This is a genomic window from Kitasatospora sp. NPDC057542 (assembly GCF_042801945.1).
Classification (GTDB): Bacteria; Actinomycetota; Actinomycetes; order Streptomycetales; family Streptomycetaceae; genus Kitasatospora.
Window position 1 is genome coordinate 23,198 of record NZ_JBHVFE010000014.1, and the last position, 25,149, is coordinate 48,346.

The window sequence follows — 25,149 nt, forward strand, 5'->3', positions numbered from 1 at the left end:
CCTGTGTCGGGGCGGGAGACGGCCTCCGCCAGCCGGGAATGCGTAGTCGTGCTGCTGCCCCGTGCGGCCCGCTGTCACCACGACACCGGGAGCGAGGTGATGCCGGAGACGAGCCCCTGGCGCAGCGGCACCTGCTCGACCGGGACGGTGAGTCGCAGGGACGGGAGACGCGTGAACAGTCGCCGGAGGGCGACTTCCAGGTCCAAGCGGGCCAGGTTGTGGCCGATGCACTGGTGGACGCCGAACCCGAAGGTCAGATGGCTGCGCGCGGGCCGCAGCAGGTCGAGTTCGTGGGGGCGGTCGAACACGGCGGGGTCACGGTTGGCCGCCGGGTTGAGGAGCAGCACTCCGTCGCCGGCCCGGATGAGGCCCGCCGTCGTGGGGATGTCGGCTGTCGCCAGCCGCACCAGCCCTCCGGTCAGGGAGACGAAGCGCAGCAGCTCCTCGATCGCACCGGGCCATGGCACCTGCCCGCTGCGCAGTCCGGCGAGTTGTGCGGGGTGGGCCAGGAGGGCCAGCACGCCGACGGCGATCGTGTGGACCGTCACGTCCTGGCCCGCGACGACCAGAACGGTCAGGTACCTCGCCGCGTCCTCGGCGGCCAGTGTGCCCTCCGCGATCCGGGCGTGCAGGTGGCCGAGCAGGTCCGTGTCGGGGCGCACAGGCCCGGATCCGTCGTTCAACAGGGCGGTGAAGTGGTCCATGAGGGCCGGAATCGGATCGAAATGTCGGGACAGCAGGTCCTTCAGGACGGACTCGTCCCGGCCTCTGACGCCCAGCAGGAGGCTGATGCCCGTCGTGACCAGCGGTCTGACGTAGGCCGCGACGAGGTCGGTGGCCGGGCCCTGCTCCGCGACCATCTCGTTGAGGTGGGCGTCGGCCGCCCCCTCCAGTGCCGGCCGGAGGGCACGGACCCGTTTGAGGGTGAATCCGGCCAGCAGGGCTCGCCGTTGTTCGGCGTGCAGCGGGGGGTCGGTACTGAGCAGGGGCTGCATGGCGCGCCGGCGTTCGGGTGGCACCGAAGTGAGGACCCTGGTCAGCCGTGGGAAGTCCGGGTGGCTTCGGTCGACGGAGAGCCGGGCGTCGGACAACAGGTCGCGCACCAGGCCATGACCGGTGACTGCCCACACGGTCCGGCCGTCGAAGAGCCGGACTTCGGTCAACGGGCCCCGGTCGCGCAGTTCCTCGTAGGCGCGCGGCGGGTGGTAGGGGCATTCCCGCCGCAGCGGAAGCGCCGGCGGTGTCGCTGGGGTCCGGCCGGCTCCGGTCATTTCCTCTCCCGTAGCTTCTCCGCCACCGCTTCCAGCGGAAGCGGTCCGAAGAGATCGGCCGGGATGATCCCGGTGAATCCTCGCTCGGCCAGCCAGGCGATGACCCGCGGTGTTCGGATCACCTGGCCGCCCAGTGGCACGTACGGACTCGCCATGTCGGGGACCAGCCCCGGGCAGCACGCCGAGAGTGCCTCGGCCAGAGCCTGCTCGGCCGCTGTCCGCGGCAGCCTCCCGTCCGGGGCGCCGTCTCCCGTCCCGGTCGGCTCGAGCGCGGCCCAGGACCCTGTCGTGGCGTCGTCCGGTGCGGACGCGCACACCACGAACCGGTGCGGTAGTACCAGGTTGGGACGTTCGGCCAGCATGGCTGCCAGAGCGGCACGGAGCTCGGCCGGGGAAGCCTTGCTGCTCACGTACGCCGTGAGCCCGACGCCGTCATCGACCGGTTCGGGGAACACGGCGGCTGCTGTGACCCCTGGCAACGCGGAGAGTCCGCGGGTCACTTCGGACGTGTCGATCCAGGAGTGGTCGAGATACGTCCAACCGGTCCCGTGGCGCCCGCGGGGGATGCCGAGGTCGTCAGCCAGCCGACCGATCGGCGTCTCCAGCGTCTCGCTGTGGTCCGCCCAGGTGCAGATCACGGTGGCGATGCCGTGCAGGGCGCGAGTGATCCGGTCGGTGTCGGTGACCGAGACGTGGCCGTGCATGGCGAGTGCGACGCCGTCGTCATCGGCCTGGACTGCCAGGTAGAGGTCGGCGCTGTTGTCCTGCCAGTCGATCGAAGCCGGACGGATCTCGATGTCCGGTGCTCCGTCTGCTCCGTCGTCGTCCCGGTTGCCGTCGCGGTCGGCCGGGTCGGTCCGCGCGGTGTCCTTCGCTCCACGCTCCGAGAAGTAGTTGTAGGTGACGCCGATGCGCAGGTTCATGCCCCGTTCGAAGCCGATGCGCGTCTGCTCCGCCAAGACGTCGAGGTGGGAATAGCGTGAGTGGCGTTGGGCTCGCATGGCCGAGCGGAACACGGTGCTGAGGAAGTCCTGCGCGCTCTGGTCGGGATCCGCGTCGAGGATGACCAGGGCGGGCTGGAAGAAGCAGCCCACCGCGGACTTGAGCAGCGGTTCGGACCTGTTCGAGGTGTCCATCGAGATGGCGCACCGCTCGTTCCCCGACATGGCGGACAGGGCGATGCCGAACGCCGCCAGATAGACCGTGCTCGGGGTCACCCGCCGCTGGGCCGCCACGCGTTCTGCGGCGGTGGCCAGTCGGCGGGAGGTCAGCACCATGCGCCGGTACGGGCTCGGCGGCGTGTGCCCGCCGAAGTGACCGACCGGTGCCGGCCTGAACCCGGGGAACATGCTCTGGGGCATCGACCGTAACGCCCACTGCCAGTACTGACGGACCCGCTCCCTGCGGTCCGCCCGATCGGGCCCCTGGTCCAGCACGGCTTGTTCCCGGGGCTGGCGGGCGGCGGGCGGTGGCGGCCCGGCGGCTGGGCCCGAGGCGAGCAGTGCCTCGAACTCGGTGCCCAGCACCGGCCAGCTGAACCCGTCGACTGCGGCGTGGAGCACCGTGAGGACGACCCAGGTCCCACCGCCGGCCGACCTGACCAGGGCCGCGCGCAGCGGACGGTCGCGAGCGGGGTCGAAGGGCGGCGCGGCCAGGCGCTCCTGCAGCGCGGGGAGGTCGGCGGCCTCGCCGGTCGCCCGGAAGGCGAAGCCCGTCGGGGTCGGCGGGCGGATGACCTGAACCGGTCGGCCCTCGTCGTCGACCAGGTAGTTGGTCCGCAGTGCCTCATGGCGGCGGACGAGCTCGTCGAGGGCCGCCAGTACCGAGTCATCGTCGTCCGGCACACCTCGGGGCACCCTCCAGACGCGGGAGATCTTGATGGAGTCCGGGGTGGTGCCGTATGCGGGTGTGTCGAAGTACTTGAACCAGTAGTACTCCTGGCCCCACAACATGGGCGCGGTCACGGTGTTCTCTGCGTTCACTGCTGCTCCCATCGTCTGAGGATGAATCGAGCGGGTTCGGGTCCGGCCAGGGCGAGCGCCGCCTGGTACCCCACCGGGGCCGGGACGTCACGGATCGTCCAGACTCCTCCTGGCGCGCACCAGGACGGATCGTGGGTCACCAGGCCGTCCCCGGCCGCGAGCGATCCGGCTGCCGGGATGCGCAGGCCCGGGCCGAGCATCCGGCCGCCGGCCGCCTTGGTGCAGGCTTCCTTCCTCGTCCACAGCCGGAGGAAGATCCCGGCCCGGTCAGCGGGGTCGGCGGAGTTCACGAGTCTGCCCTCGGCTTCGGGGAAGTACCGGGCGGCGAGCGCTCCGAAGTCGCGCCCGTCAGCCGGCCGTTCGACGTCCACGCCGACGTCGCGGGCCCACGTCACCGCGAGCAGGCCGAGCCTTCCGGAGTGGGACAGGCTGAACCGCAGGGGGCTGTGGGCGATCTCCGGCTTTCCTCCGGCACCGGTCCGCAGTTCGACGAGGTGCGGCGGTACGGCCAGGTACCGGCCGAGGACGTCGCGCAGCGCGACACGCACGGTCTGGTACCGGGCCCGGACCGCGGGATCTCCCATCCGTGCCGTGCGGCGCTGCTCCGCTCCACTCAGGTACCGGTGCGGCTCGTCAGTGCGGAGCACGACGGGCACGTCGATGCGCCAGAGGTGGGCGACACCTTTCCCCGGCGATGACGGACCCGGCTGCGGGTACGTCGGCCGGGAGGCCGTCGGGTCGTTGCTCGTCACGGTGTGCCGGCTCCGTCGTCCTTCGAAGCGAGCGTCCTCATGAAGGAGGCCGCGATGAGCAGGACGACGACGCCTTGGAGGTTCGACGCGGCTACGGCCCAGTACAGCCCGTCCGGGCTGTCGAATGCCCGGCTCGCCCAGTAACCGGCAATGATGTTGACGCCGAAGTAGCCGATGTTGAGCAGCAGCGCGCGTTGCCCGCCCCCGACGTGTTCCATCAGTGTCAGTGCCATGAGCACCGGGCCTTGGAGAACGTAGGTCAGCGCCACGATGGCGAGATAGCGGGCGGCCTGCTCGGCGACCACCGGATCGTCGGTCATCACCTGGGCGATGAGGTCCCGGCCCGCCCAAGCCACCAGAGCGATCACGGCGTACACCCCGAACGCGATCCTGACTGCGCCCGCGTACGTGGGGCCGAGGGACGTGTAGGTGCCCGCACCCCGCTGCTGGTTCAGGACGATGGCCGCGGCGGAGCCCAGGACGAGGCCCGGCATGATGACCAGGCTCTGCACGGAGGACGCCGTGGCGAACCCCGAAACGGTTGCGGACCCGAACGGGCTCAGCACCCGGATCATGGCAAGGCTGTAGAGCGAGATCACACCGATGGTCAAGGCCACCGGGACACCCACGCTCTTGATGAGCCCGATGACCTCGGGCTGCCACGGCGACCGCTGTCCGGCGCTGCTGAGTCCGGTGCGGCGCAGCATCCACAGGCCGGCGAGCGTTCCCGCCACGGCGGTGACCGCGGCGGCCACCGGAAGGCTGTCCATGCCCATCCCGGCGCCCAGGCCGAGCGCGCCCACCAGGCCGAGCTCCAGAGCGGCGCCGCTCAGGGACACCACGAGTGCCTGCCGGACGAACCCGAACGCCCTCAGGGCGGACGCGCACACGGCGGGCCCGAAGCCCAGCAGGCTGACGAGGGACATCCAGCACAGGAACCGGATGAAGTCGGGCCTGGCGGAGGCGCTGACGTCGAAGAACGCTGCCAGGAGCGGGGAGCAGGCGGTGACCAGCACCGTCAGGCCGGTGCCCAGGGCGACCCAGACCTTCATCATGCTCACCGCGATGGGGAACGCCTTCTCCGGGGCGTTGCGGCCCTTGCTGATGGAGCAGGCGACCTGGGCGGTCACGGCGAGGGCGGAGTTGAGAGCACCGAAGAGCATGCCGAGGGGAACGAACAGCGAGCGCACGTACAGGGCGTCGCCGCCCATCCGGCCCACCATGGCCACCAGCGCGAGCATCTGGAGGTACCCGACGATCTCCCCCGCGGTCATCGGCAGGGCCAGGCGGCGGATCCGCGTCGACGCGCCGGGGACCCGTTCGGATACCGCCCTTGAGCTGCTCAGCGTGTCTGTGTGGCCCGCGGTCGCCGGGGCCTGTGGGCCGGCCTCCTCGGCGGGGTCAGTCATTGATGTGCCTTCCCTTGGCGATCCTGTTGAAGATGCTGAGGCGCTGGATGTTCCCCGTGCCTTCCATGAACTCGATCCCGCGCGCATCTCGGGCGAGCTTCTCCAGGACGGGATGTCGGACACGTGCTGCGGGCCCGAAGAAATCCAGCGCCCCGAGGGTCACGTCCTCCGCAAGCCTGGCCGCCCGGAGTTTGGCGATGTTGGCCAGCTCGCCGGCACCCGGGTCGGCGTCCACGGCCGCCGCCGCGCGTCGAGTCAGGCGCCGCACCGATTCGATCCGGCGTGCAACGGCCTCGACCCGTGACTGCTCCTCGGCGGAGAAGCGGCGACGGTTGGCCAGGGTGTACTCGTGTGCGGCCCTCGCGAGCCCGACTCCCATGCTCGCGACCACGGGGCGCAGCCGGTTGAAGGTCCGCAGCCAGCCCGCCATGCCGCGTCGGCTGGCCGGAAGGTGCCTGCCCAGGAGGCGTTCGGGTGCGACCTCCACCGAGTCCAGGGTGATGGCGCCGAGTTGGGCCGCACGCAGCCCGAGGGTCTCGATCGGCTCCGCGGTGAAGCCGGGGGCATCCGTGTCCACGAGGACGGCGCTCACGCCCAGGGGGCCCTTGCCGGTGCGGGCGAAGACCGCGCCGAGTCGGGCCCGGGCGGCGTTGCCGACGTAGCGTTTGGCGCCGGTGAGGCGCCAGGGTTCCTCCGGTGAGATCCGGGTGATCGTGGTGGACATGGCGGCCGCGTCGGAGCCGTGCGCGGGTTCGGTCAGGGCGAAGAACGTCCAGGTCGGTTCGGCCAGTACCTGTCCGTAGAACCATTCCTTCTGCCCGGGGTCGCCGAGCTCGTCGACGAGTACGGAGGCCATCGGCGCTCCGGGGGAAGAGAGCATGAGGCCGAGATCGCCCCACGCGCCTTCCTCCAGGAACACGACCTTCTCCAGGGTGCTCGTCAGGTAGTAGACGTGTCCGGAGATCCGCAGCGGATCCGGGTTGTATTCGGGTGGAACCTGCAGTGTCGCCAGCCGTCCCAACGCCGGGAGGTGGGCCAGCTCTACCGCGCGGTCCGGGTCCCGGTCCGCTGCCAGTGAGTGTGGCCGCAGTTCGGCACACCATTCCCGGGCCAGTCCCTGGAGCTTCCTGAGACGGTCGTCGAGTTCGGTCACGATGCTGTCCTCGCATCGGTCGGCGGGAGGGGTGCGAGGGCATAGACGTCGGCGAGCAGCTCGGAGACGTGGGCGGTGGCGCCGGGGCCGTCGGCCAGGAAACCGGACGCTCCCAGCAGCCGGAGCAGTCCGCGATCGGTGTCCGTGAGCTGACGGTGCAGGTCGCCGTGGGTGGCAGCGTCGGGTCGGCCCCCTGGGGCGAGCAGGGTCTCCACGGCGACCTGGTCGGCGACCGCGTCGGCCAGCGCTCCCTTGACCAACTGCCGGCGCAGCAGGGGCTCACCTGCGACCGTGCGGCCGCCCAGGTAGCCGAAGCAGGCGTCGTAGAGCCGCAGGGACAGGCCGAGACGCAGCCGGAGCAGCGCGACGGCGAAGGATGGAGCGTCGCAGGCGGAAGCGGTGCTCGCAGTGGTGCCCGGACCGGACTCGGTCTCGACCAGGAAGAGGGCGCCGTCCGCCGGTGGGACGGGGAACACTGGACGGACGGACAGCGGCTGTTCGAGGGTGCGGCCCGAGGGCCAGGTCCGCTGCGCGGCTTCGAGCTCAGCTGCCGGTGCCACGCCATGGCCGGTCGGACCGGTGATCAGGACGCGTTCCCCGGCGGCTCTTTGAAGTGCGCCGACCGCCGGGAAGGCGCCGCCATGGCGGGCGACGTCGCCGAGGTGGCGGTGGAACCGCGGATCCTCCAGCCGGTGGGGCGGGGACGACGGGTCGCCAGGTGCGACGAAGGCGGTCATGCCCCGCCGCCCCGCCGCCCCGGGTGGGGCGCGTCCCGTTGATCGGGGCCGGCCCCGTCCGTGTTCACAGCCGCCCCGATGTCCCCGCCGGGCGCCTGGTCCACGTCCACTCGGCACAGGCCCAGGTAGCCGAGCAGCGTGTCGTACTCGGCCAGCAGCACGGTGCCGCCTGTGCGGCGCAGCCGCGGCAGTTCCTCGGCGAACCGCGACCAGAGGCCCACGCACGGCAGCCCCGGGGGCACAGGTACCGGTTCCACGTCGACCGACGGGTCACGGAGGGTTCCGGTGAGCCCGGGCCCCGCCAACAGCACGGGACGGGATCCGGTGTCCGCTTCGGCCTCCTTCAGCCAGGCAGCCGTCAGGGTGGGCACGGCTTCGGGGAGCACCCCTGGCAGCTGGGTCGCGTCGAGTGAGGCGATGCCGCCCTCCACGTCGAGCACGAGTGCAGCGATCGCCTCACGGTGCGGGAGGTACTCCTCGGGCAGCCGCCCCGCGCTGAGGCCGGTGACGGCCTGGTCCGCGAGTATCACCAGCGAGCACGAGGGATCGTCGACGACGACGCCGTCGACGGCCAGCCGCAGTGCCGCGAACGGCGCGGTGGGCCCCTGGTCGGAGATCGCGAACCCGAGCCCGGAGCCCGGAAGTACCCGGGCGAGGCGGCTCATCGACCAGCCGAGTTCGGCATCCGGTGTGGCGCAGGCCAGCAGTGCCAGGTCGAAGGGCCGGTCGTGGGTGGTGAGCCGGGGCAGGATCCGGGCGAGCATGTCCCGGAGCGGGGTGAACTGCCCTACGACGCGGTCGATGTCCGCGGGGAGGCCGTGGGCTTGCAGGAGATCGGAGATGAAGGCCCGTTCGGTGTCGTTGTACGGCCTGGTCGGGCCGGAATCGTCCAGGTACAGCCGGGCCAGCCGCAGCCCTGGATTGCGACGGGCTCCGGGGGCCGCCTCGGGCGGGACGGAGGTGTAGATCACTCGGGCTGCTCCAGCAGTCCGACCGCGTGCGAGGCGAGCGCGCTCACGGTCTCGAAGTCTTCGGGCTCCAGGACATCCGGATCGAACTCGACTCCCAGTTCGTCCTCCAGGGCCATCAGCAGTTCGAGGATGCTGGTGGAGTCGAAGGCCAGGTCGTCGAAGAGCCGCGTCCGTGGCGCGATCGACGCCGGCTCGCGGTTGAGTACGGTGGCAAGGACCTTGATCACCGCATCTGTCACCCGTGCAGTGGCGAGGGTGTCGTGGGGGTCGGTGCTCATCCTGTTCGTCTCCTCCTGGTCGTGCGTCGGGTCCGGTCGGTCTGCGGTGTCAGCGGTCCGGGTTCGCTCCGCCGTCGATGAGTTCGTGCATGTACTGTCGTGCGAGCAGGTCCTGAGGACGGTCCCGCTCGCGGACGAGGCCGGCCCGGCCCTCGTGCACCAGCACTTCGGCGGGATGGCCGTGGCTGAGGAAGAGGACGGGGGACGCGCTCGGACCGTACGCTCCCGACCGCAGGACGCCGATCAGGTCACCGGGGGCCAGGCCGGGCAGCGGAGCGCCCTTCCCCAGTGTGTCGTTGGGCGTGCAGAGCGGCCCGGCGATGGTCCAGGCCTCGTCCGGCTCCGCCTCGATCCGGGAGAGCAGCCGGATGGGGAAGTTCCGCTTGACGAAGGAGCCGCTTCCCGACGCGGCCACGTGGTGGTGCGTACCGCCGTCAGTGATCGCGAACCTGACGCCTCGGGACTCCTTGGTGTGGAGTACCCGGGTCAGGTAGACCCCCGCCGGTGCGGTGAGGTACCGGCCCAGTTCCATCGCGATGCGGGTGCCCGGGTGGGCGGTCGCGAACCTCCGGACGAGCGGGTTGAGCAGCCCGGCCAGAACCTCGGGATCGAGGTCCCGCTCGCCGTCGAAGTACGCGACACCCAAGCCGCCCCCGATGTCGACGAGTTCGAGCGGGAAGTCGAGCGCTGCGGAGACCCGCTCGGCGAGGTCGAGGATGCGTTCGGTGTGCTCGGCCACCACCCGCTCCTCCAGCACCCGCGTCCCCATGTAGACGTGGACCCCGATGATCCGTACCGAGGGATGCGAGGCGGCGAGGCGAGGGGTCGCGAGAAGGATCTCCTCGTCGATTCCGAACTGCCGGCTGGTGCCGCCCATGACCAGCTTGGAGCCCTTGACCGCGAAGCTGGGATTGACGCGCAGCGCGACCCGCGCCACCACGTTGCGCTCGGTCGCGAGCCGGTCGATCAGGTCCAGTTCGGAGAGGGACTCACAGACGATCGCCTCGATGCCCTCGTCCAGACAGGCCGCCAGTTCCTCGGCGCTCTTTCCGGGGCCGGGGAAGACGATGTCGTGCGGGGCGACACCCGCGCGTCGGGCGGTGATCAGTTCGGCCAGCGAGGAGACCTCGGCCCGTGCGCCGAGGGAACGCAGCAGTGCGCACACCGCGATGTTCGGATTGGCCTTGAGCGAGTAGAAGATCTCCACGTCCGGGTCGAGGATGTCCCGTAGACCGCGGTACTGGCGGGAGATCACCTCGGAGTCGTACACGTAGAGCGGAGTGCCGAACTCCTCGGCCAGCTCGGTCACAGGTACGTCCTGGATGCGGAACTCAGCGTTCATCTCGATTCCCCTTCGAAAACGCGGTGATCCGGGCGGCGAGCTCCGCGGTGAGTTCCCTGAGTCGATCGGCTCCGTTCGCGACGGTGATTCCGTAGAGCCGGCCGTCGAAGCTCGTTCGCCCTGTCCGGTCTCCCCTGTCCGAATCCCGCAGGCGGTGCTGCGCCGCGTTGACCGTCGCGTAGTTGGTGACAATGAGCCCTTCGCTGCCACCCGGTTCCAGGACCAGGCCCTTGAGGAGCTCCCGGCACGTGGAGTAGGGAAGGAACTCGCGGAGCGTCACCGGGTAGTGGCCCGCCTGCGCGACCCCGCCTGCGGGGACGAAGCGCTCGATGACTCCCTGCTGGTAGGTGGACATGTTGTTGCGGGCGTTGATCTCGACCACCGGGTAGATCCCGTCGTCCGGGGCCACCATCGCGTCGACTCCGACGACCCCGAAGTAGCCGTCATCGTGGAGGCGTTCGCCGATCCGCTGCGAGACCTCACGGAGTTCACCGGTCCTGGCCTCGTCGAGGCGGGCTGGAACGCGGTGGCCCTGGTGGACTCCGTCCTCCGTGACGGCCTCCCGGACGAAGTCGAACCGCACGGCGCCGTCACGCCCCAGGGTGAACTGGTAGTTCAGGTCCGCCTTCTTGGCCACCCATTCCTCCAGGACCACGTCGAGCCGGTCGTCCCCGGAACGCTCGGCCCTACGTGCGATCATGCGGCATGCCCGGGTGAGCGTCGCGGGGTCGTGGGCGATCAACAGGCCCTTGCCCGACACCCCGTAGGAGTCCTTGAGCACGAGGGGCCGCCATTCCCCCTCCTGGGCCCGGACGGTCGCTCGCAGCAGTTCGTCAACGGTCGAGCAGACCCGGCCCCGTGGCCGACGCAGACCGAGGTCCTCGGTGAGCCGGCGGCTGTAGGCCTTCCCGTTCACGGCTTTGCAGATCCGGGCGCTCGGCCCCGCCAGCCGAAGTCCGGTCCGTTCGGCCACCGCCTCCTCCCGCTCGGAGATCCCGTGGGGCCACAGCGCTGCCGTACCGGCCAGTCCGCTCAGCACCCGGAGAAGTCCGGGGTCTGCCAGGACGTCCTCGGTGACGGTGTGGTGGGGATCCTGGGCGCTGGGGCACAGCACCCTGGGCAGGTCGAACCCGAGCTCCGCCAGGTGGCTCAGATGGTCCGGGTCCGGCTGGGACTTGAGGACGACGTGATCAGCGCCGCAGCCCAGCAGCAGGGCGAACTGGTCCATGCGGTTGACGATCTCCGTCGTGGCGCCGACCGCGATCCGCGGGAGGCCGGGCTCGCCCTTCGCCCACGCGTTCTCCACTTCGAAGTTCCCCAGCAGCACGAGCGGCGCGCGCGGGGACCCGGCCAGTACGGTGCGGATCCTGCCGGCCCAGGTGGGGGAACCGTCTTCCGCCATCGTCGGATCCGTCCTCAATGTTCCACGACCATCGCCGAGAACGTGGCGCCGAGCCCGACGGAGGTCAGCACGTACCGCCGACCGCGTCGGAGCCGCCCCTCATTGCGCGCGGTCAGGTAGTTGATGAAGGGGTCGGCCCCGAAGCAGTGACCGATCAGCGGCAGGTTCCGCAGGAACAGCCGTTCCGAGCCGCGTAGCCCCAGCCTGCGCAGGACCGGTAACCACGACATCCGGTTGACGTTGTGGGGGAGGATGAGGTCGATGTCGTCGATCTGGGACCCCGCCCGCTGCACGGCCGAGGCGATGACGTCCGCGAGGACCTGTGGATACACGTCCTGGAACCTGGCCCTCTGTTCGTCGGTCATGGCCGCGCCGTCCTCGAAATTGCCCTGTGTCGCCGTGGCATAGCTCAAGACGCGATCGTGTCGGCCACCGAGGCCGACCAGGATCGCCGCAGTGCATTCCCCCATGACCCCCGTCTCGGGGATCACCCTGGTCTCCACGCCGATCGCCTTCTCACCGGTGACGACGAGAGCCAGGGCCTCGGGGTCGCCGGCCCCTGCCAACAGGCGCCCGGCGAGTTCGACGGCGAGCAGGCCGGAGGCACACGCGTGCTGTGTCACGCAGAACGCCTGTGCGTGCTCCAGTCCGAGCGCCGCTCGGACCTGATGGACCGTACTGGAGGGATAGGGCGCTCCGACCGGGAGGGTACGGGCCTGCAGGATGTACCGGATATGCCGCCTTCGATCGTCCAGATGCGACAGATTGCGCGCCGCGGAGACCAGCTGATCAGCTGGAGAAATGCCGTCGGCGACCCGGATCTCGGAGAATCCGAAGTATCGCTCGTAGAGTCGGGCCCGGGATTCACCGATACCGCATCTACGAAGGTAATCACCGACCGAATCGCATTGCGTCGGCCAGAAATCGGCCAGGTCCTGAAATGACGTCAACTCACTCCTCCGCGAAGGACTTTGCGCCACCGCCCGTATGGACACCGAGCGATCATCCGACCCGGCGTCCGAATGAGTCAAGAGCCCCGGATCTACTAAACTGGTTTAGTGCTAGCATGCGATTCGCGTACACGCAAGGCCCGGAAGTCATCGCCTTGCCACCCCGACGGAGCCCGGTCGTGACGGTATTCGGCCCCTGACCTCGGCTGATACCGGGCAGAACCTCCCCGAATTGTGGGCATCGGCAGGCCAAATTCAAAAGATCGGGGTTACTAAACGAGTTTAGTAATAGGATCGGCAGGGCACCGGGTTCGAGACGCGGCCGCCGTACCCGGAGAAGCGCTCCGCGTCACGTGGCCGTCACCTGCACGGGAACCACCGGGCCGCTGTGGCGCGCCCCAGTCTCTCCGCTTTCACCAGGTCCGCTCATGCGATGACTCCGTCTGAAGATCGGTGGTACGACCTTGCGCAACAGAGTGGCCATGGTGACCGGGGCTGCCGGTGCGATCGGGACCGTGACCGCGCTCCGCCTGGCACGCGACGGGGCCGCGGTCGCCCTCGTCGACCGGGACGAGAAGGGCATCCGGCAACTCGCCCGGATCATCGCCGACGAAGGCGGGCAGGCGCTTGCCGCCGGCTGTGACGTGACGGACCCGACCCAGGTCTCGGCCACGGTCCGTACCGCGGCAGGGGAGTTCGGAGGTGTCCACATCCTCGTCAACGCCGCCGGCATCACTCGGGACCGACCGCTCTTCGCCATGTCAACCGACGACTGGGACAGCGTGCTGGCAGTGAACCTGCGCGGTGCCTTCCTGTGCTCGCGCGCCGTGCACAAGTACATGGCGAAGGCCTGCTGGGGACGCATCCTCCACGTGTCCAGCATCTCCGCGCAGGGCAACCACGGGCAGGGGAACTACGCCGCGTCCAAGGCGGGCCTGGAGGGCATGACACGTGCCCATGCCATCGAGCTGGGCCCGTTCGGCATCACCGTGAACGCCGTCGCCCCCGGCTTCATCGCCACCCCGCTGACCGCTGCCGGCTCCAGCGGCCATGACCTCGCCGCCCTCCACACGGCGGTCGCCGCAGCGACGCCCGTGCGGCGCGTGGGAGTTCCGGAGGACGTGGCCGCGACCCTCGCGTTCCTCGCGCACGACGACGCCTCGTTCATCACCGGCCAGACGATCCACGTGGACGGCGGGCTGCCCCCCGGGGCCCGTCCGACGCTCTGAGTCTCCTGCCGACCCCCGCTGCCGCGTTGTCGCGCCACCCGTCACACCCGATCGAGAAGAACCAGGAGAACTGCCCTCATGCATCGGTACACACGCCTCCACGCTTCACGACGTCCGGGCGGACCGGCGATCTGCGAGTACGCCGGCGGATCGCTGCGCCCTACCACTCGGGCCCGGCCGGCGAACACGGTCGCGGCGGCTGCGAGGAGCATCACCCGCTTCCGCAACCGTGACCTTCCGGTGGCACTCCCCCTCGACACCAGCGCCGCGGGCATCGCCGGAGGGAGAGGCCGGCAGCGTGACCCGGGCGGACGCCACGTCCATGCGCCGCCGCCCAGCCGTCCCGCCCGCCCGACTCCCGGAGTTCGCCGAGCGTCGCCCACCCCTGGAGTGCCCATGGACACAGCCGGCCTGCCGACCCGTCTGGTCTTCACCGACGTGGACGAGACCCTGATCAACTGCAGAAGCATGTTCGACTTCCTCGACTACTACATGACCGGACGCCACGGCGCGGCCGGCACCTCCAGAGCCCGGCAGCTGCGCGAGTCCCTGCTGGTACAGGCGTCTCAGGGGATACCTCGGGAGGAGACCAACCGGGCGTACTTCCGGGCCTGGGCCGGCGAGCGGGCCGAGGACGTGGCGCGATGGGGTGAGCGCTGGTTCGCAGAGCGCTCGGCGGACGGCTCCTTCTATCTGGCATCCACCCGCAAGGCCCTGGTACGGCATCAGGCGGGCGGAGCTGCCATCGTGCTGGTCTCCGGGTCGTTTCCGGCGCTGCTGGACCCGATCGCGCGGGATGTCCGGGCCGACCACGTGCTGTGCACCCGGCCCGAGGAGTTCGACGGCGAGCTGACCGGGGGGCTCCTGGGCGACCCCTTGGTCGGCTCCGGCAAGGCGGAGGCCGTGCGCTCGACGATAGCCGGCTATCCACACCTCGATCCTGCGGACTGCTACGGGTACGGGGACCACATCTCCGATCTGCCGATGCTGAGCGCGGTCGGGCACCCAGTCGTCGTAGGACGGAATCCCGAACTGCTGGCCCAGCTGCCCACCGGGCGACAGCTGTGAGCACAGGGACCCGGCACCCTCACCGTGCCGCTCCCCGGTGGGGGGACACCCGCCGTCGGGGAGCTGCTCGGCATCGAGCAGGCCGACCCGGCCGGCACCCGGGTCGGCTGGATCCCGGCCGCGTGGTGGCGACGGTCGGTGGAAGCGAGGAGACAGTCGACTTCTGACCGTCCCTGACGGGCGCCGTCACTACCCATGCCGAGTCGGGTGCGGACACCGGCCGTCCGGCGCACTGGTTGTCGACATGGAAACACCCGAAATCGACGAGTGAGGAGGCACGTTTTGCTGACCCGTGAAGAGATGCACGGACTACTGGTGGCACGCGGCCGAGAACAGGATGAGCTGTTCGCGGAGAGCCGCCGTGTCCGGAACGAGCGTTTCGGGGCGACGGTCGTTCTACGCGGTGTCATCGAGCTGACCAATGTGTGCCGCGTGAACTGCGACTACTGCCCGATGCGCCGTGACAACGTCCGTGAGAACGACACGTTCTTCCTGACGGCCGACCAGATCGTCTCGACCGCGGAGCTCATCCGGGACAACGGGATCGACGTCGTCCTGCTGCAAGGCGGCGAAACGCCAGCGGTGCTGCCGGTCCTGGAGAGCGCGATCCCTCGGATCCGCCGGCTGTACGACGACCGGGTCGAAGTGCTCCTGAACGTCGGCAATCTCAAGCGCGGCCAGTACGAACGGCTGCACGCGCTCGGCGCGACCAGCTACATCCTCAAGCACGAGACCAGCGATCGAGACCTGCACCTGAGAATCCGTCACGAAACCCTGGACAGTCGCCTGCGGCATCTGCGGGACCTCCAGGACGTCGGCTTCAAGATCGGCACCGGCCTCATCTCCAGTCTGCCGGGACAGAGCCTGGACAGCATCATCGACGACATCGAGCTGGCGGGTGAGATCGGCGCGGACATGTGCAGCGTGAGCCCGTTCATTCCGGCTCCGAACACACCGATGAGCCTTGAGCCCATCGGCGACAACGAGTTGGCGCTCAACGTCATCGCCCTGCTCCGTCTGAACTACCCGCACCTGCTGATCCCCTCGGTCAGCGCGCTGGAGCGGGTGGGTGGCGGTGGGCAGTCGCGCGGGCTCGACGCGGGCGCGAACGTCATGACTGTCAACTTCTCCGGTGCCGGCGACCGGAAACGCTATTTGATCTACGGCAAGGACCGGTTCGTCGTGACACTCGACCATGTGCGGAGTCTGGTGGAGTCCTCCGGACTCGAACTACGGGGCTCTGTGTTCATCGAACAGAAGGCGATGAACGAGGGAGACACCCGGTGACCGCGCCCGTGTCCGATGCGCCTGTCGTCGCCGGCCGGCTCGGCTCCCACCCGGGGGTCGTGGCGTGCATGTGGATCGGCATGGTGGGATCGTTCCCGACGGCCCTTCCCGTCATCGGTGTGGACCGGTTGATCCAGGAGACGACCTCGTCGACGCCGGCTCCCCTGCAGAATGTCTGAGGCTCGCCGACAGCTGGCCGAAACGGTCCTGGCCAGTGGGGGAAGGCTCGACGGGTCCGGGGCAGAGGCCACCGTGGCCCGCATCGACCGGTGTGCGCGGTGGTACCAGCGCGCCGGGGTGGGCGACGGCGACCTGGTTCTGCTCACCGGCCTCGCGCAGGACAGCATGCTGGCCGTCGTGGTCGCCTGTTGGAGCATCGGGGCAGCCGTCCGGGTCACCCCCCGCGCACGGGAGGCGGTACGGGCCGACGGCGCGACATTCGTCGCGACCGCGGAACGGGCCGTGGAGCCCACGGCGACCCGACAGCGCGAACCGGCCGGACCGGTGCCCGAGGCCCTCGCGCTGGTGCACGAGACCTCCGGCTCCACCGGTGAACCGAAGCTCGCCCGCCGCAGCGTCGACAGCCTCCTGGCGGAGCACGCCGGCTACCGCGAGGGGCTTCGACTGGACGCCGCAGACACGGTACGCATTCCGGTACCGGTGGCGCACTCGTTCGGCTCCGGGGTCGCCTTCAGCGCGCTGCTGTCGGGTTGCCGGCTCGATGTCCGTCCGTTCTCCACACCTGCCGGCGTCGCTGCGGACCTGGACCGCGGGCCGGCCACCAAGCTGGCCGTGACCCCCGCCCTGCTGAGCCTGCTCACCCGGACCGCACGACGCGGCGACAACCGTCCCCAGGCGATTCTGGCCGGCGCGGGGCTGGTCCCGGACAGTCTGGACACGGAGTGCGTGACCCGGTTCGGAGTCCCGGTCACCCGGGGTTACGGATCGAGCGAGACCGGGGGGATCCTCATCGGTCCGCGCGGCCTCGGCCGGCCGATCCCCTCCGTCGACATCGTCCGGCCCGAGGTCGGTGGGCGGGGCGAGCTGGTGATTCGCACCCGGACTCCCGTGCTCGGCCACGCCCACGAGCCCGTCCGAACATCACTGCGGTGGGAGACCGGTGACATCGTCGAGCGTGACGCCTCCGGCCAGGTCCGGTTCGTCGAACGCAAGCCCGGGGCCCTGCGGGCCAATGGGACGTTCCTCGACACCGGCCCCGTCCAGGCTGCGCTGAACGCGGTCGAGGGCGTGGACGAGGTGGCCTTCGTGGTGCTCCCGCGGGCCGGCCGTGCCGAGTTCGAGGACGTCTTCGCCGTGGTGGCCGGGTCCCGGATCGACCGGGATTCGGTCGAGCGGGCGCTGCGCTCCGCCACCACGGACGGCTTCGCGCCACGTCTTCGGATCTTCGACAAGCTGCCGCGGACCGGCCTGGGGAAGCTCGATCGGACGGCACTCACGGAACGGATCAAGAACGATGGATGACATGGCGATGCGGCCGGCCGGTACCCACGGGCAGGAGGACGATCGGCCGCTCCCGGTGGCGGCCGAGGACTGGGTAGGCGTGGTGATCGGCGCGGTCCTGACAGCGGCTGGGAACGCTGGGGCGGATGAGGCCTCTCTGGAGTCGCTCCGGGCCCGGCTCGGTGCCCGCAGCGACGCGCTGGAGACCTCGTCCGCGGAACTCGGAATCGATTCGCTGACCTGGCTCGAAGTGATGACCGTGCTGGAGGAGAGGTACGACACCCTCCTCCCCGACGAGGTGGTCGCGAGCCGGGCCTCGCACACGGTGCTCGGCCTGGCGGACGCGCTCGCGGACTGCCTGCGCCGTCCGGGCTGAGACCGAGGCCGAGTGGACGACGCAGGACCTACCGATCGTTCCAGACGGGTTGAGCTGCGGGCCTTGCGCTCGGCGATCTTGGTCGGCAGGGTGTCCGGGTGCGTGCCGATCCTGTTCCGGACGACCTGTGGGAGCGGGTGGCTCCGTTGTTGCCACCCGCTCCCGACCGACGCCACTGCCATCCCGGGCAGCTGCGCGTTCCCGACAACGGCCGCTTGTGATCTCCATCGAGGGCCGGGTCCGGCAGATGGGTGTTTGCTGGAGATATGTCGGTGATCGTCGGTACCTCTGGTTGGCAGTACGACGACTGGCGCGGGGTGCTCTATCCGGAAGGGACACCCAAGCGACGCTGGCTGGAGGAGTACGCCGAGCGGTTCGCCACGGTGGAGAGCAATGCCGCCTTCTACCGTTTGCCCTCGCCGGACACCTTCGCCGACTGGCACGCCCGTACCCCAGAGGGTTTCGTGTTCGCGGTGAAGGCCAGCCGCTACCTCACCCACATCAAGCGCCTGCACGAGCCGGCCGAGCCGGTCCAGCGGTTGCTCGCGGCGGCACAGGGGCTCGGGGAGCGGTTCGGCCCGGTGCTGCTCCAGCTGCCGCCCACGCTGCACGCGGATGCCGAGCTGCTGGACGGCTGTCTGGCCGCCTTCCCCGCGGGCGTGCGGGTCGCCGTCGAGCCGCGGCACCCGTCGTGGTGGACGCCGGAGATCCGTGCGGTGCTGACCGGCCGGAACGCCGCACTGTGCTGGGCGGACCGGGAGTCACGCCCGGTCACCCCGCTGTGGCGGACCTGTGAATGGGGCTATCTGCGCTGCCACGCCGGGCGGGCCCGGCCCTGGCCCCGGTACGGGCGGCAGGCGCTGGCCGGCTGGGTGGGCCGAATCGCCGACAGCTGGGCGGACTCGGCCGAGGTCTACGTGTACTTCAACAACGACCTGGGCGGTGCGGCGGTGCTTGACGCGAGCGCGTTCGCGGCCGCTGCCGCGCGAGCGGGCCGTACCGTGACCCGGACACCGTAGGGAGTGGGCGATGATCCGCAGCCGAGTGATCGTCTCCGGCGAGGTGCAGGGGGTCTTCTACCGCGACACCTGCCGTCACGAAGCAACCGCGCAGGGCGTGCGGGGCTGGGTGCGGAACTTGCCGGACGGCACCGTCGAGGCCGTGTTCGAGGGGAGCTCGGCCACCGTCCAGCGGCTGGTCGAGTGGACCAGGCAGGGGCCGCCACTGGCCATCGTGGACCGGGTCCTCGTCTGGGAGGAACAGCCCGAGGGCCTGACGGGCTTCGAGATCCGGGCAACGCCCTGGCGCGGCTGAGACCCTCCGGCCGAGGTCGACGCTCCGGACCTTCGACGGAACGGCCGGTGCGCGATCCACGCGCTGTGGGGCTGGGCGGGGTCGGTGGACTCCTCGACGGAGCAGTCGTTCTCGGTGATGGTGACGGGCGGGAGGGCCGTACCGTACAAGTCCTTGAGATTGACGGGGAGTTGGCGCAGGGCGCCGGGGACGACGAGCCAGCCGAAGGCGGCGTGGGGGACGTCGGGGATGTCGACCAGGTCGAAAGGGAGGCCGGGTTCGGTGGGGGCGGCGACGCGGGTGGGGCTGTAGAAGTCGAGGCCGAGGCCGTCGAGGCCGGGGGCGTGGATGAGGTCCACGTCGCCCGGGCGGACGGCGCCGAAGCCACCGCTGCAGAGAGCGGGGCACCCGAGGCCTCGCGGCCCCGTCGACTGCTCCGTCCGGATGCCGTGCGCGCAGCCACTCCCCGGGTTGCCCGCCTACCCATCAGTACGAGTGTGCAATGACCGTGCCACGTACGCCCGCTGTCGCTGCGTCGTACGTCGCGCACCCCCTCCGTCCGTGCACTCCTGGAGCCCACCCATGCGTTCGCTCAGGCTCGTCGTCCTGCCGCTGGCCGCTGCCCTTCCGCTCACCGTGATGGCCTCGGCCGGCACCGCCGTCGCCGCGCCGGACCGGTCGGCGTCCCACCGCGCCCCTCAGCCGTCCGACTGTCCGGACCTCCTCCCTCCGGACGACCCGACCGTCTACTACTGCGGCCGGTCCGAGCTGGGCCCGGCCGAACTGCCGACAACCGGACCGGTGGCGGCGCTGCTGAACCACTACCAGCGCTTCGGGGGCCTGCAGCCGACCCAGTTCCTCGCCTGGTACCGCGACGGCACCCAGTGGAAGTACCCCGACAACCGAGGCTTCGCGGAGACCAACGGCACCCTCGACATGCACGAGCAGGCGATGGACGTGGGTCAGGCCCTGGACCGGTTCGGGGCCGAGACCGGCGGATTCCTGGCGACCGGCGGGACTCCCTACGCCAAGCGCGCCCTGCCGCCGGACTCGCTCAACGGCCCCGGGAACAGCTACCACTGCTACGAGGTGAGCCGCTCCTTCCGCGTGCAGGCGGGCCGGATCGCGGCCGGCTTCAACCAGCCCGGGTTCGGCTACCAGCAGTGGCTCGACCCCCAGTTCAAGCCGTCCGACTTCACGGACGCCGAGCGCTACAACGTCGCCAACCTCCTCAAGCACGAGTACCTGAAGGTCGCCCCGCCCGAGCGCTGCGTCGGCACGGGCCACGGCTCCTGAACCACGGCCGCCTGGACGGGGCGCCACCATGACGCACGGAGACGGAGGTCGGCCTCGGGCCGGTCGGCCAGGTCCGGCGAGCGGCTCTTGATCGGCGGTTCGTGGTGAGGCGGACTCGACATCCGCAGGAGGACTGCTCGACCGAGGCAACCGGCCGCGGGCGCCGTCCGGCCCGGCCGAGGAACCACTCGCCCATCTCGCCGGCCCCACCCCGACCTCGCTCGGCGTCCCGACCGCGGTCGCAATGGCCGCCCAGCACGCCCGCCGTACCGGCGGACGGACGACGGGCCTCAGGGCCCGAAGGGTGCACCCGGTGCCGGTGGCACGCGGCACCGGGTGGGTCCACGAGGTCAGCTCTGCCCGGCCCTGCGGCCGCGGTTCGCCCCCTTCTTGTGCCGAGCCCTCTTCTTGCGGGCGCGCTCGGACATCGTGCCGCATGATCGTCGGGTCGGCCGCACCCTCCGCGAGGTGGCTGAAGTCGGCTGCCAGATCGACGAGTCGGTCCCGCCGAACACCCGCCTCGACCGACAACGCGGTCCTGGTGCCCCGGACCGTCGGCCGACCCGGCGCCACGCCCTCAGGCCACCGCACGGGCCAGGCTGATCACGTACGCGGTGCCGCCGCCGGGTGCCTCTTCGACGGCCAGTTCGCCGTTCATCGCCTCCACGAATCCCCGTACCACCGCCAGACCCGTGGGCTCCACGGCAACAGCCTCGCCGCCGTGGACGGTCACCCGGACGTCCACTCGCCCGGCCACCACGCCGGCGTCGACCGCCACCGCCGCCGTCCCCCCGGAGACCAGGACGTCCGCGAGTGCCCGCTCCAGCAACCCGGCATCCGCGAGCACCCGCGGCAGACCCGCCCCGAGGTCGATGCGGACGCCGACCAGCCCGTCGGCGGCGGCCCGTACCACCTCGGCCACCGCCGTCGGCCTCAGCACCACCGGCATCACGCCGGCCCGCAGCCGGCTCAGGTCCAGCAGGTTGGCGACCAACCGCTCCATCCGTTCCACCTCGGCGTCGATCCGCTCCTCGGCCGGGTCCGGCAGGCGCTCGGCCTCCCGACGCACCGCCGCCAGCGGCGCCCGCAGGTCCTTCCCCACGGCCTCCAGCAGCGCGGTGTGCATCGCGTCGGTGTGCGCGAGCACCTCCGCCGCCGAGGCCTGCGCGGCCAGCCGTTCCCGCTCCCGGGCCAGCTTCAGTTGCGTGACGTACGGCCCGAGCAGCCGAGTGTCCTCCTCGGTGAGCGGTGCGCCGCGCAGCACCAGCACCGCGCCGTCGCCCAGGTCGACGGAGAACGACGCCTCGTCGGGCCTCGACGGCACCTCCACCCCGGCCGAGGCCGCCGGTTGCCAGAGTGCCTCACCCGCACGCACCAGCACGGCGGCGCCGTCCAGGCCGAACACCTGCCGCAGCTCCGCCACCAGATCGGACAGCACCCGCGGCCCCGACTCCACCGTCTCCCCCGCCAACCGGGTGAGGACCGCCGCCTCCGCCCGTGACCTGTCCGCCTGCTGCGAACGGCGCGTCAGACCGTCGATCAGATGGGAGATCACCCCGGCCACCGCGAGGAACACCAACAGTGCCGCGAGGTCCGCGCCCCGTTCCACCGTCAGGCTGCGCCACGGCGTGGTGAAGAAGTAGTCCGCTGCCGGCGCCCCGGCCGCGGTGCTGCCCGCCGCCGGCAGCAGCCCTCCCAGCCGCGCGGTCCCCGCCACCACCAGCAGCAGGCACAGCAGCACGCCGGACAGGCCGAGCGAGTCGCGCGTCGGCGACAGCGCCCAGGTCAGCGCGACCGCCCCGGCCGGTCCGAGCAACCATGCCAGCCGGCGCCGCCGGACCGGGACCAACGCGGGGCGGCGGCGCCGGGGCGCGGGCGGCACGGTCAGCAACCCCGGCTCCGGCGGCGGCAGCACCCGCACGTCGATCGGGCCGGCCAGCCGGATCACCCGGTTGATCACCGAGCCGGACACCAGCTCGCGCAGCCTGCTGCGGCTGGTCGGCCCCAGCAGGATCTGCGTGGCGCTCTCCGTCCGGGCGAAGTCCACCAGCGCACGTGCCACGTCGCCGCCGCTCACCTCGACGTAACCGCCGTGCAACTCCCGCAGCAGCGCCCGCTGCGCGGCCAGGCCCGGCGGCTCACGCTCGGCCGTGCCGTCGTCCAGCCGGACGTGCACGCCGAGCAGGTCCCCGTGCATCCGGGTCGCGGTGCGGGCTCCCCGGCGGATCAGGTGCTCGCCCTGCGGGGCGCCGTTCAGCGCGACGAGGATCCGCTCCTTGGTCTCCCAGGGCGCCCGGATGCCGTGCCGGGCGCGGTAGTCGGCCAGTTCCTCCTCCACCCGGTCCGCGAGCCAGAGCAGTGCCAGCTCCCGCAGGGCGCCGAGGTTGCCGGCCCGGAAGTAGTGGCCGAGGGCCACGTCGATCCGGTCCGGCGCGTAGATCTCCCCCTGCGCCATCCGCGCCCGCAACGCCTGCGGGCTCAGGTCGACCAGCTCGATCCGGTCGGCGGCACGGACCACCTCGTCCGGGATCGTCTCCCGCTGGGCGACGCCGGTGATCTGCTCGACGACGTCGTTGAGACTCTCCAGGTGCTGGATGTTGAGCGTCGTCGCCACGTCGATCCCCGCGTCCAGCAGCTCCCGCACGTCCTGCCAGCGCTTCTCGTTCCGCCCGCCGGGCACGTCGGTGTGCGCGAGCTCGTCCACCAGCGCGAGCGCCGGACGGCGCGCCAGCAGCGCGCCCAGGTCCAGCTCCGTCAGTTCCGTTCCCCGGTACGACACCGTCCGCCGGGGCAACACCGGCAGGTCCCCCAGCTGCTCCTCCGTCCCGCGCCGGCCGTACGTCTCGACCAGGCCGACCACCACGTCCAGGCCCTCGCCGTACAACCGCCGCCCCTCCCGGAGCATGGCGTACGTCTTCCCCACCCCCGGCGCCGCTCCCAGGAACACCCGCAGCTTCCCGGCCACCGCCGTCCCACCGCCTCTCTCCGCCTCCGGTTCCATGCTCCGCCCTACCCGGCGTGGACGCGCGGGCGCCCGCGCCGTGCGGGCTCTCCTGCGCCACCCTCCAGCAGCCGTGCCCGAAACCTCGTCCGCCGCGTCGACGCAGCCGCACCCGACGAACTCACCTGCGCCCCCTGTCCACGTCCCCGAGCCGGCGCCACCGAGGCGGCGGCAGGGCGAAAGGCTATGCGACCAGCCGCTTCGCTCCCGGCAACCGCCCGCGTGGATTCGCCCCGTCGGCCCAGCGGCCCGTTGTCATCCGTTTTCGGTGGCTGGTGCGTCCTAGGGGTATGAAGCGCGAATCGATCCGCCCGGGGGGCTCCGGATCCGACCCGTTCGACGAGTTCGTCGCAACGCGGTACCAGGCCCTGCTGCGGGGTGCGTACTTGATCACGGGAGACGTCCACGACGCCCGGGACCTGCTGCACGACGCCTTGGCGCAGGTCTACCCGAAGCGGTCGGCGATCCGGGACGCAGCGGCGACCGAGGGGTACGTCCGCAGAACGATGGTCCGCACCCACGTCTCGCGGTGGCGGCGGACCAGACGCGAGGTGCTCACCTCCGTGCTGCCCGACGGACCGGCGGCCCAGGAGGGCGAGCGGGACGACCAGTTGGCGACGGCGCTGGCCGGGCTGCCGCGGCGGCAGCGGGCGGCCGTGGTGCTGCGCTACTACCTGGACCTGCCGGTCGCGCAGGTGGCGGAGGAGCTGGGGTGTTCGGTGCCCACGGCGAAGACGCACCTGGCGCGCGGGATCAAGGCGCTTCGACAGGACATGGAAAACGTGAGGGAGAGGGAGTTGGTGGGGCCGTGAACGCTGAGGACAGGTTCGAGGAGGAGCTGGTCACCCGGCTCGGAGCGCATGCGGCGGGGGTCGCGGGCAGCCCGCCGCTGGCCGAGCTGCGCGAGGCCGGACGGCGGCGGGCCAGGCGGCAGGCGGCCGTGCGGGGGGTGACGGCGGCGGCGGTGCTGGCCGTCGGAGCGGGGGCGCTGACGCAGCTCGGCGGCCTCGGGAGCGGTCGTACAGGGGCGGCGGGGCTCGGCGTGAGCGTGCCGAGTCCGACACCGGGGGCGACGGCCCGGGGGCAGGTGGCCGTGATGCTCAACTGCACGAACGGGCCCACCTCGATGCGGACACCGGGCTGGCACCAGCACCCGAGCCAGTTGCCGTGGGATCCGTCGTCGGGCCGGCCGTCCGGGACGTCGTCATCGTCGGGCCGGCCGTCGTCGGACGCCGCCTCGTCCGGGACGTCGTCATCGTCGGGCCGGCCGTCGTCGGACGCCCCCTCGCCGTCCGGCTCGCAGACGGCCTGGCCGACCTCCTCGGGCTCCCCCACGGACTGGGCGACGGCCTCCGGCTCGCCGTCGGCCGATCCGGTGGAGATCGGTGTGGCGCGGGCGGGACAGACCATCGAGAACATGGGGATGACCGACTACCCCGACCACTACTTCGGCACCTGCCGCGACCGGAGCACGAACACGCTCTACGTGATGCGGGTCCCCGGCAGCGCCCTGGACGCCGCCGTTGCCCGCACGGCGGCCGACTGGCCCACGGTGAAGGTGCAGTTCGCCGACGCGGCGGGCTCCCGCGGCCAGCTCATGGCGCTCCTGAACCGGATCCGCGCGGACACCGAGGAGTGGCGGGCCAAGGGCGTGGTGATCGAGGCGCTGACACTCGCCATCGACGGCGCCGGCGTCGTGGTCGACACCCCGCAGTGGCAGTCCGCGGAGGCGGAGATCAGGGCGAGGTACGGACCCCTGGTGGCCGAGGTCCGCTGACAGCAGGCGCGAACGCCCCCTGCCGCGCCGGGACCTGGGTTCCTGAAGCGACTGCCACGACGGCCGCGGCGCCGTACGTCGTCGGAAGGCGGCGCCACCGGTCGGCTCGGTGGC

23 protein-coding genes and 1 pseudogene are annotated in these 25,149 nt (G+C 71.2%); 12 read left to right on the plus strand and 12 right to left on the minus strand.

Translation table 11 applies throughout. The features are described 5' to 3' along the window. Positions 1-74: 74 nt before the first annotated feature. The 11 genes from ACFU7Y_RS03880 to ACFU7Y_RS03930 are packed head-to-tail and all read right to left on the minus strand — an operon-like array spanning position 75 to position 12,247. Positions 75-1,271, minus strand: a complete 1,197-nt coding sequence (locus tag ACFU7Y_RS03880) for a cytochrome P450 (protein ID WP_224274553.1) — start codon at positions 1,269-1,271, stop codon at positions 75-77. Next, on the minus strand, positions 1,268-3,265 hold the full coding sequence (locus tag ACFU7Y_RS03885; protein WP_380766385.1) for a condensation domain-containing protein: 1,998 nt from the start codon (positions 3,263-3,265) through the stop codon (positions 1,268-1,270). The genes ACFU7Y_RS03880 and ACFU7Y_RS03885 overlap by 4 nt, the downstream gene beginning before the upstream one ends. After that, the gene (locus ACFU7Y_RS03890; protein WP_380766386.1) at positions 3,250-4,005 is read right to left on the minus strand and encodes a 4'-phosphopantetheinyl transferase family protein; all 756 of its coding nucleotides are present in this window, start codon (positions 4,003-4,005) and stop codon (positions 3,250-3,252) included. The genes ACFU7Y_RS03885 and ACFU7Y_RS03890 overlap by 16 nt, the downstream gene beginning before the upstream one ends. Continuing rightward, positions 4,002-5,414 (minus strand): MATE family efflux transporter, encoded by a 1,413-nt coding sequence (locus tag ACFU7Y_RS03895; RefSeq protein ID WP_224274557.1) that lies wholly within the window; start codon positions 5,412-5,414, stop codon positions 4,002-4,004. Before ACFU7Y_RS03895 ends, ACFU7Y_RS03890 begins: the two co-directional genes overlap by 4 nt. Then, positions 5,407-6,567 carry an acyl-CoA dehydrogenase family protein gene (locus tag ACFU7Y_RS03900; RefSeq protein WP_224274559.1) on the minus strand — a complete coding sequence of 387 codons (1,161 nt, stop codon included), beginning with the start codon at positions 6,565-6,567 and terminating at the stop codon, positions 5,407-5,409. Before ACFU7Y_RS03900 ends, ACFU7Y_RS03895 begins: the two co-directional genes overlap by 8 nt. Next, positions 6,564-7,304 carry a hypothetical protein gene (locus ACFU7Y_RS03905; protein ID WP_224274561.1) on the minus strand — a complete coding sequence of 247 codons (741 nt, stop codon included), beginning with the start codon at positions 7,302-7,304 and terminating at the stop codon, positions 6,564-6,566. Before ACFU7Y_RS03905 ends, ACFU7Y_RS03900 begins: the two co-directional genes overlap by 4 nt. After that, entirely contained in the window at positions 7,301-8,275 is a 975-nt protein-coding gene (locus tag ACFU7Y_RS03910) for a hypothetical protein (RefSeq protein WP_224274562.1), read from the minus strand. The genes ACFU7Y_RS03905 and ACFU7Y_RS03910 overlap by 4 nt, the downstream gene beginning before the upstream one ends. Then, positions 8,272-8,553 (minus strand): acyl carrier protein, encoded by a 282-nt coding sequence (locus tag ACFU7Y_RS03915; RefSeq protein ID WP_224274564.1) that lies wholly within the window; start codon positions 8,551-8,553, stop codon positions 8,272-8,274. Before ACFU7Y_RS03915 ends, ACFU7Y_RS03910 begins: the two co-directional genes overlap by 4 nt. Before the next feature lie 49 nt (positions 8,554-8,602). Continuing rightward, positions 8,603-9,895 (minus strand): diaminopimelate decarboxylase, encoded by a 1,293-nt coding sequence (lysA, locus tag ACFU7Y_RS03920; RefSeq protein ID WP_224274565.1) that lies wholly within the window; start codon positions 9,893-9,895, stop codon positions 8,603-8,605. After that, a complete protein-coding gene (locus ACFU7Y_RS03925) occupies positions 9,885-11,297 on the minus strand; it encodes an ATP-grasp domain-containing protein (protein WP_224274567.1) in 1,413 nt (470 codons plus the stop codon). The genes lysA and ACFU7Y_RS03925 overlap by 11 nt, the downstream gene beginning before the upstream one ends. 14 nt (positions 11,298-11,311) lie before the next feature. Continuing rightward, a complete protein-coding gene (locus tag ACFU7Y_RS03930) occupies positions 11,312-12,247 on the minus strand; it encodes a 3-oxoacyl-[acyl-carrier-protein] synthase III C-terminal domain-containing protein (RefSeq protein WP_380766388.1) in 936 nt (311 codons plus the stop codon). Between the two features lie 482 nt (positions 12,248-12,729). On the opposite strand from ACFU7Y_RS03930, the gene fabG reads away from it, so the two are divergent. The 10 genes and pseudogenes from fabG (at position 12,730) to ACFU7Y_RS03980 (ending at position 20,257) form a co-directional block, all read left to right on the plus strand. Continuing rightward, positions 12,730-13,476 carry a 3-oxoacyl-ACP reductase FabG gene (gene fabG, locus ACFU7Y_RS03935; RefSeq protein ID WP_224274593.1) on the plus strand — a complete coding sequence of 249 codons (747 nt, stop codon included), beginning with the start codon at positions 12,730-12,732 and terminating at the stop codon, positions 13,474-13,476. 396 nt (positions 13,477-13,872) lie between these two features. Continuing rightward, positions 13,873-14,544 (plus strand): HAD family phosphatase, encoded by a 672-nt coding sequence (locus ACFU7Y_RS03940; protein ID WP_224274570.1) that lies wholly within the window; start codon positions 13,873-13,875, stop codon positions 14,542-14,544. 282 nt (positions 14,545-14,826) lie between these two features. Then, positions 14,827-15,831, plus strand: a complete 1,005-nt coding sequence (locus tag ACFU7Y_RS03945) for a radical SAM protein (protein ID WP_224274572.1) — start codon at positions 14,827-14,829, stop codon at positions 15,829-15,831. Further along, entirely contained in the window at positions 15,828-16,010 is a 183-nt protein-coding gene (locus ACFU7Y_RS03950; protein ID WP_224274573.1) for a hypothetical protein, read from the plus strand. Before ACFU7Y_RS03945 ends, ACFU7Y_RS03950 begins: the two co-directional genes overlap by 4 nt. Positions 16,011-16,083: 73 nt before the next feature. Further along, positions 16,084-17,313 (plus strand): class I adenylate-forming enzyme family protein, encoded by a 1,230-nt coding sequence (locus ACFU7Y_RS03955; protein ID WP_224274575.1) that lies wholly within the window; start codon positions 16,084-16,086, stop codon positions 17,311-17,313. A 1-nt stretch (position 17,314) separates the two neighbouring features. Continuing rightward, positions 17,315-17,668, plus strand: coding sequence for an acyl carrier protein (locus tag ACFU7Y_RS03960; RefSeq protein WP_224274577.1), 354 nt, complete (start codon positions 17,315-17,317; stop codon positions 17,666-17,668). Between the two features lie 98 nt (positions 17,669-17,766). Further along, positions 17,767-17,886: pseudogene (locus ACFU7Y_RS03965) on the plus strand (IS5/IS1182 family transposase); the annotation flags it as partial. A gap of 48 nt (positions 17,887-17,934) precedes the next feature. Further along, entirely contained in the window at positions 17,935-18,687 is a 753-nt protein-coding gene (locus ACFU7Y_RS03970) for a DUF72 domain-containing protein (RefSeq protein ID WP_224274579.1), read from the plus strand. 10 nt (positions 18,688-18,697) lie between these two features. Then, positions 18,698-18,982 carry an acylphosphatase gene (locus tag ACFU7Y_RS03975; RefSeq protein ID WP_224274580.1) on the plus strand — a complete coding sequence of 95 codons (285 nt, stop codon included), beginning with the start codon at positions 18,698-18,700 and terminating at the stop codon, positions 18,980-18,982. Positions 18,983-19,543: 561 nt separating this feature from the next. Continuing rightward, positions 19,544-20,257, plus strand: a complete 714-nt coding sequence (locus ACFU7Y_RS03980; RefSeq protein WP_380766389.1) for a TNT domain-containing protein — start codon at positions 19,544-19,546, stop codon at positions 20,255-20,257. Between the two features lie 577 nt (positions 20,258-20,834). On the opposite strand, the gene ACFU7Y_RS03985 is transcribed toward ACFU7Y_RS03980, so the two are convergent. Further along, complete coding sequence (locus ACFU7Y_RS03985; RefSeq protein WP_380766391.1) at positions 20,835-23,258, minus strand: DUF4118 domain-containing protein; 2,424 nt, start codon at positions 23,256-23,258, stop codon at positions 20,835-20,837. Between the two features lie 290 nt (positions 23,259-23,548). Here ACFU7Y_RS03985 and ACFU7Y_RS03990 point away from each other — a divergent pair, with 290 nt between their 5' ends. After that, complete coding sequence (locus ACFU7Y_RS03990) at positions 23,549-24,070, plus strand: SigE family RNA polymerase sigma factor (RefSeq protein WP_224285310.1); 522 nt, start codon at positions 23,549-23,551, stop codon at positions 24,068-24,070. Beyond that, a complete protein-coding gene (locus tag ACFU7Y_RS03995; protein ID WP_380766392.1) occupies positions 24,067-25,035 on the plus strand; it encodes a hypothetical protein in 969 nt (322 codons plus the stop codon). The genes ACFU7Y_RS03990 and ACFU7Y_RS03995 overlap by 4 nt, the downstream gene beginning before the upstream one ends. Positions 25,036-25,149: the final 114 nt, after the last annotated feature.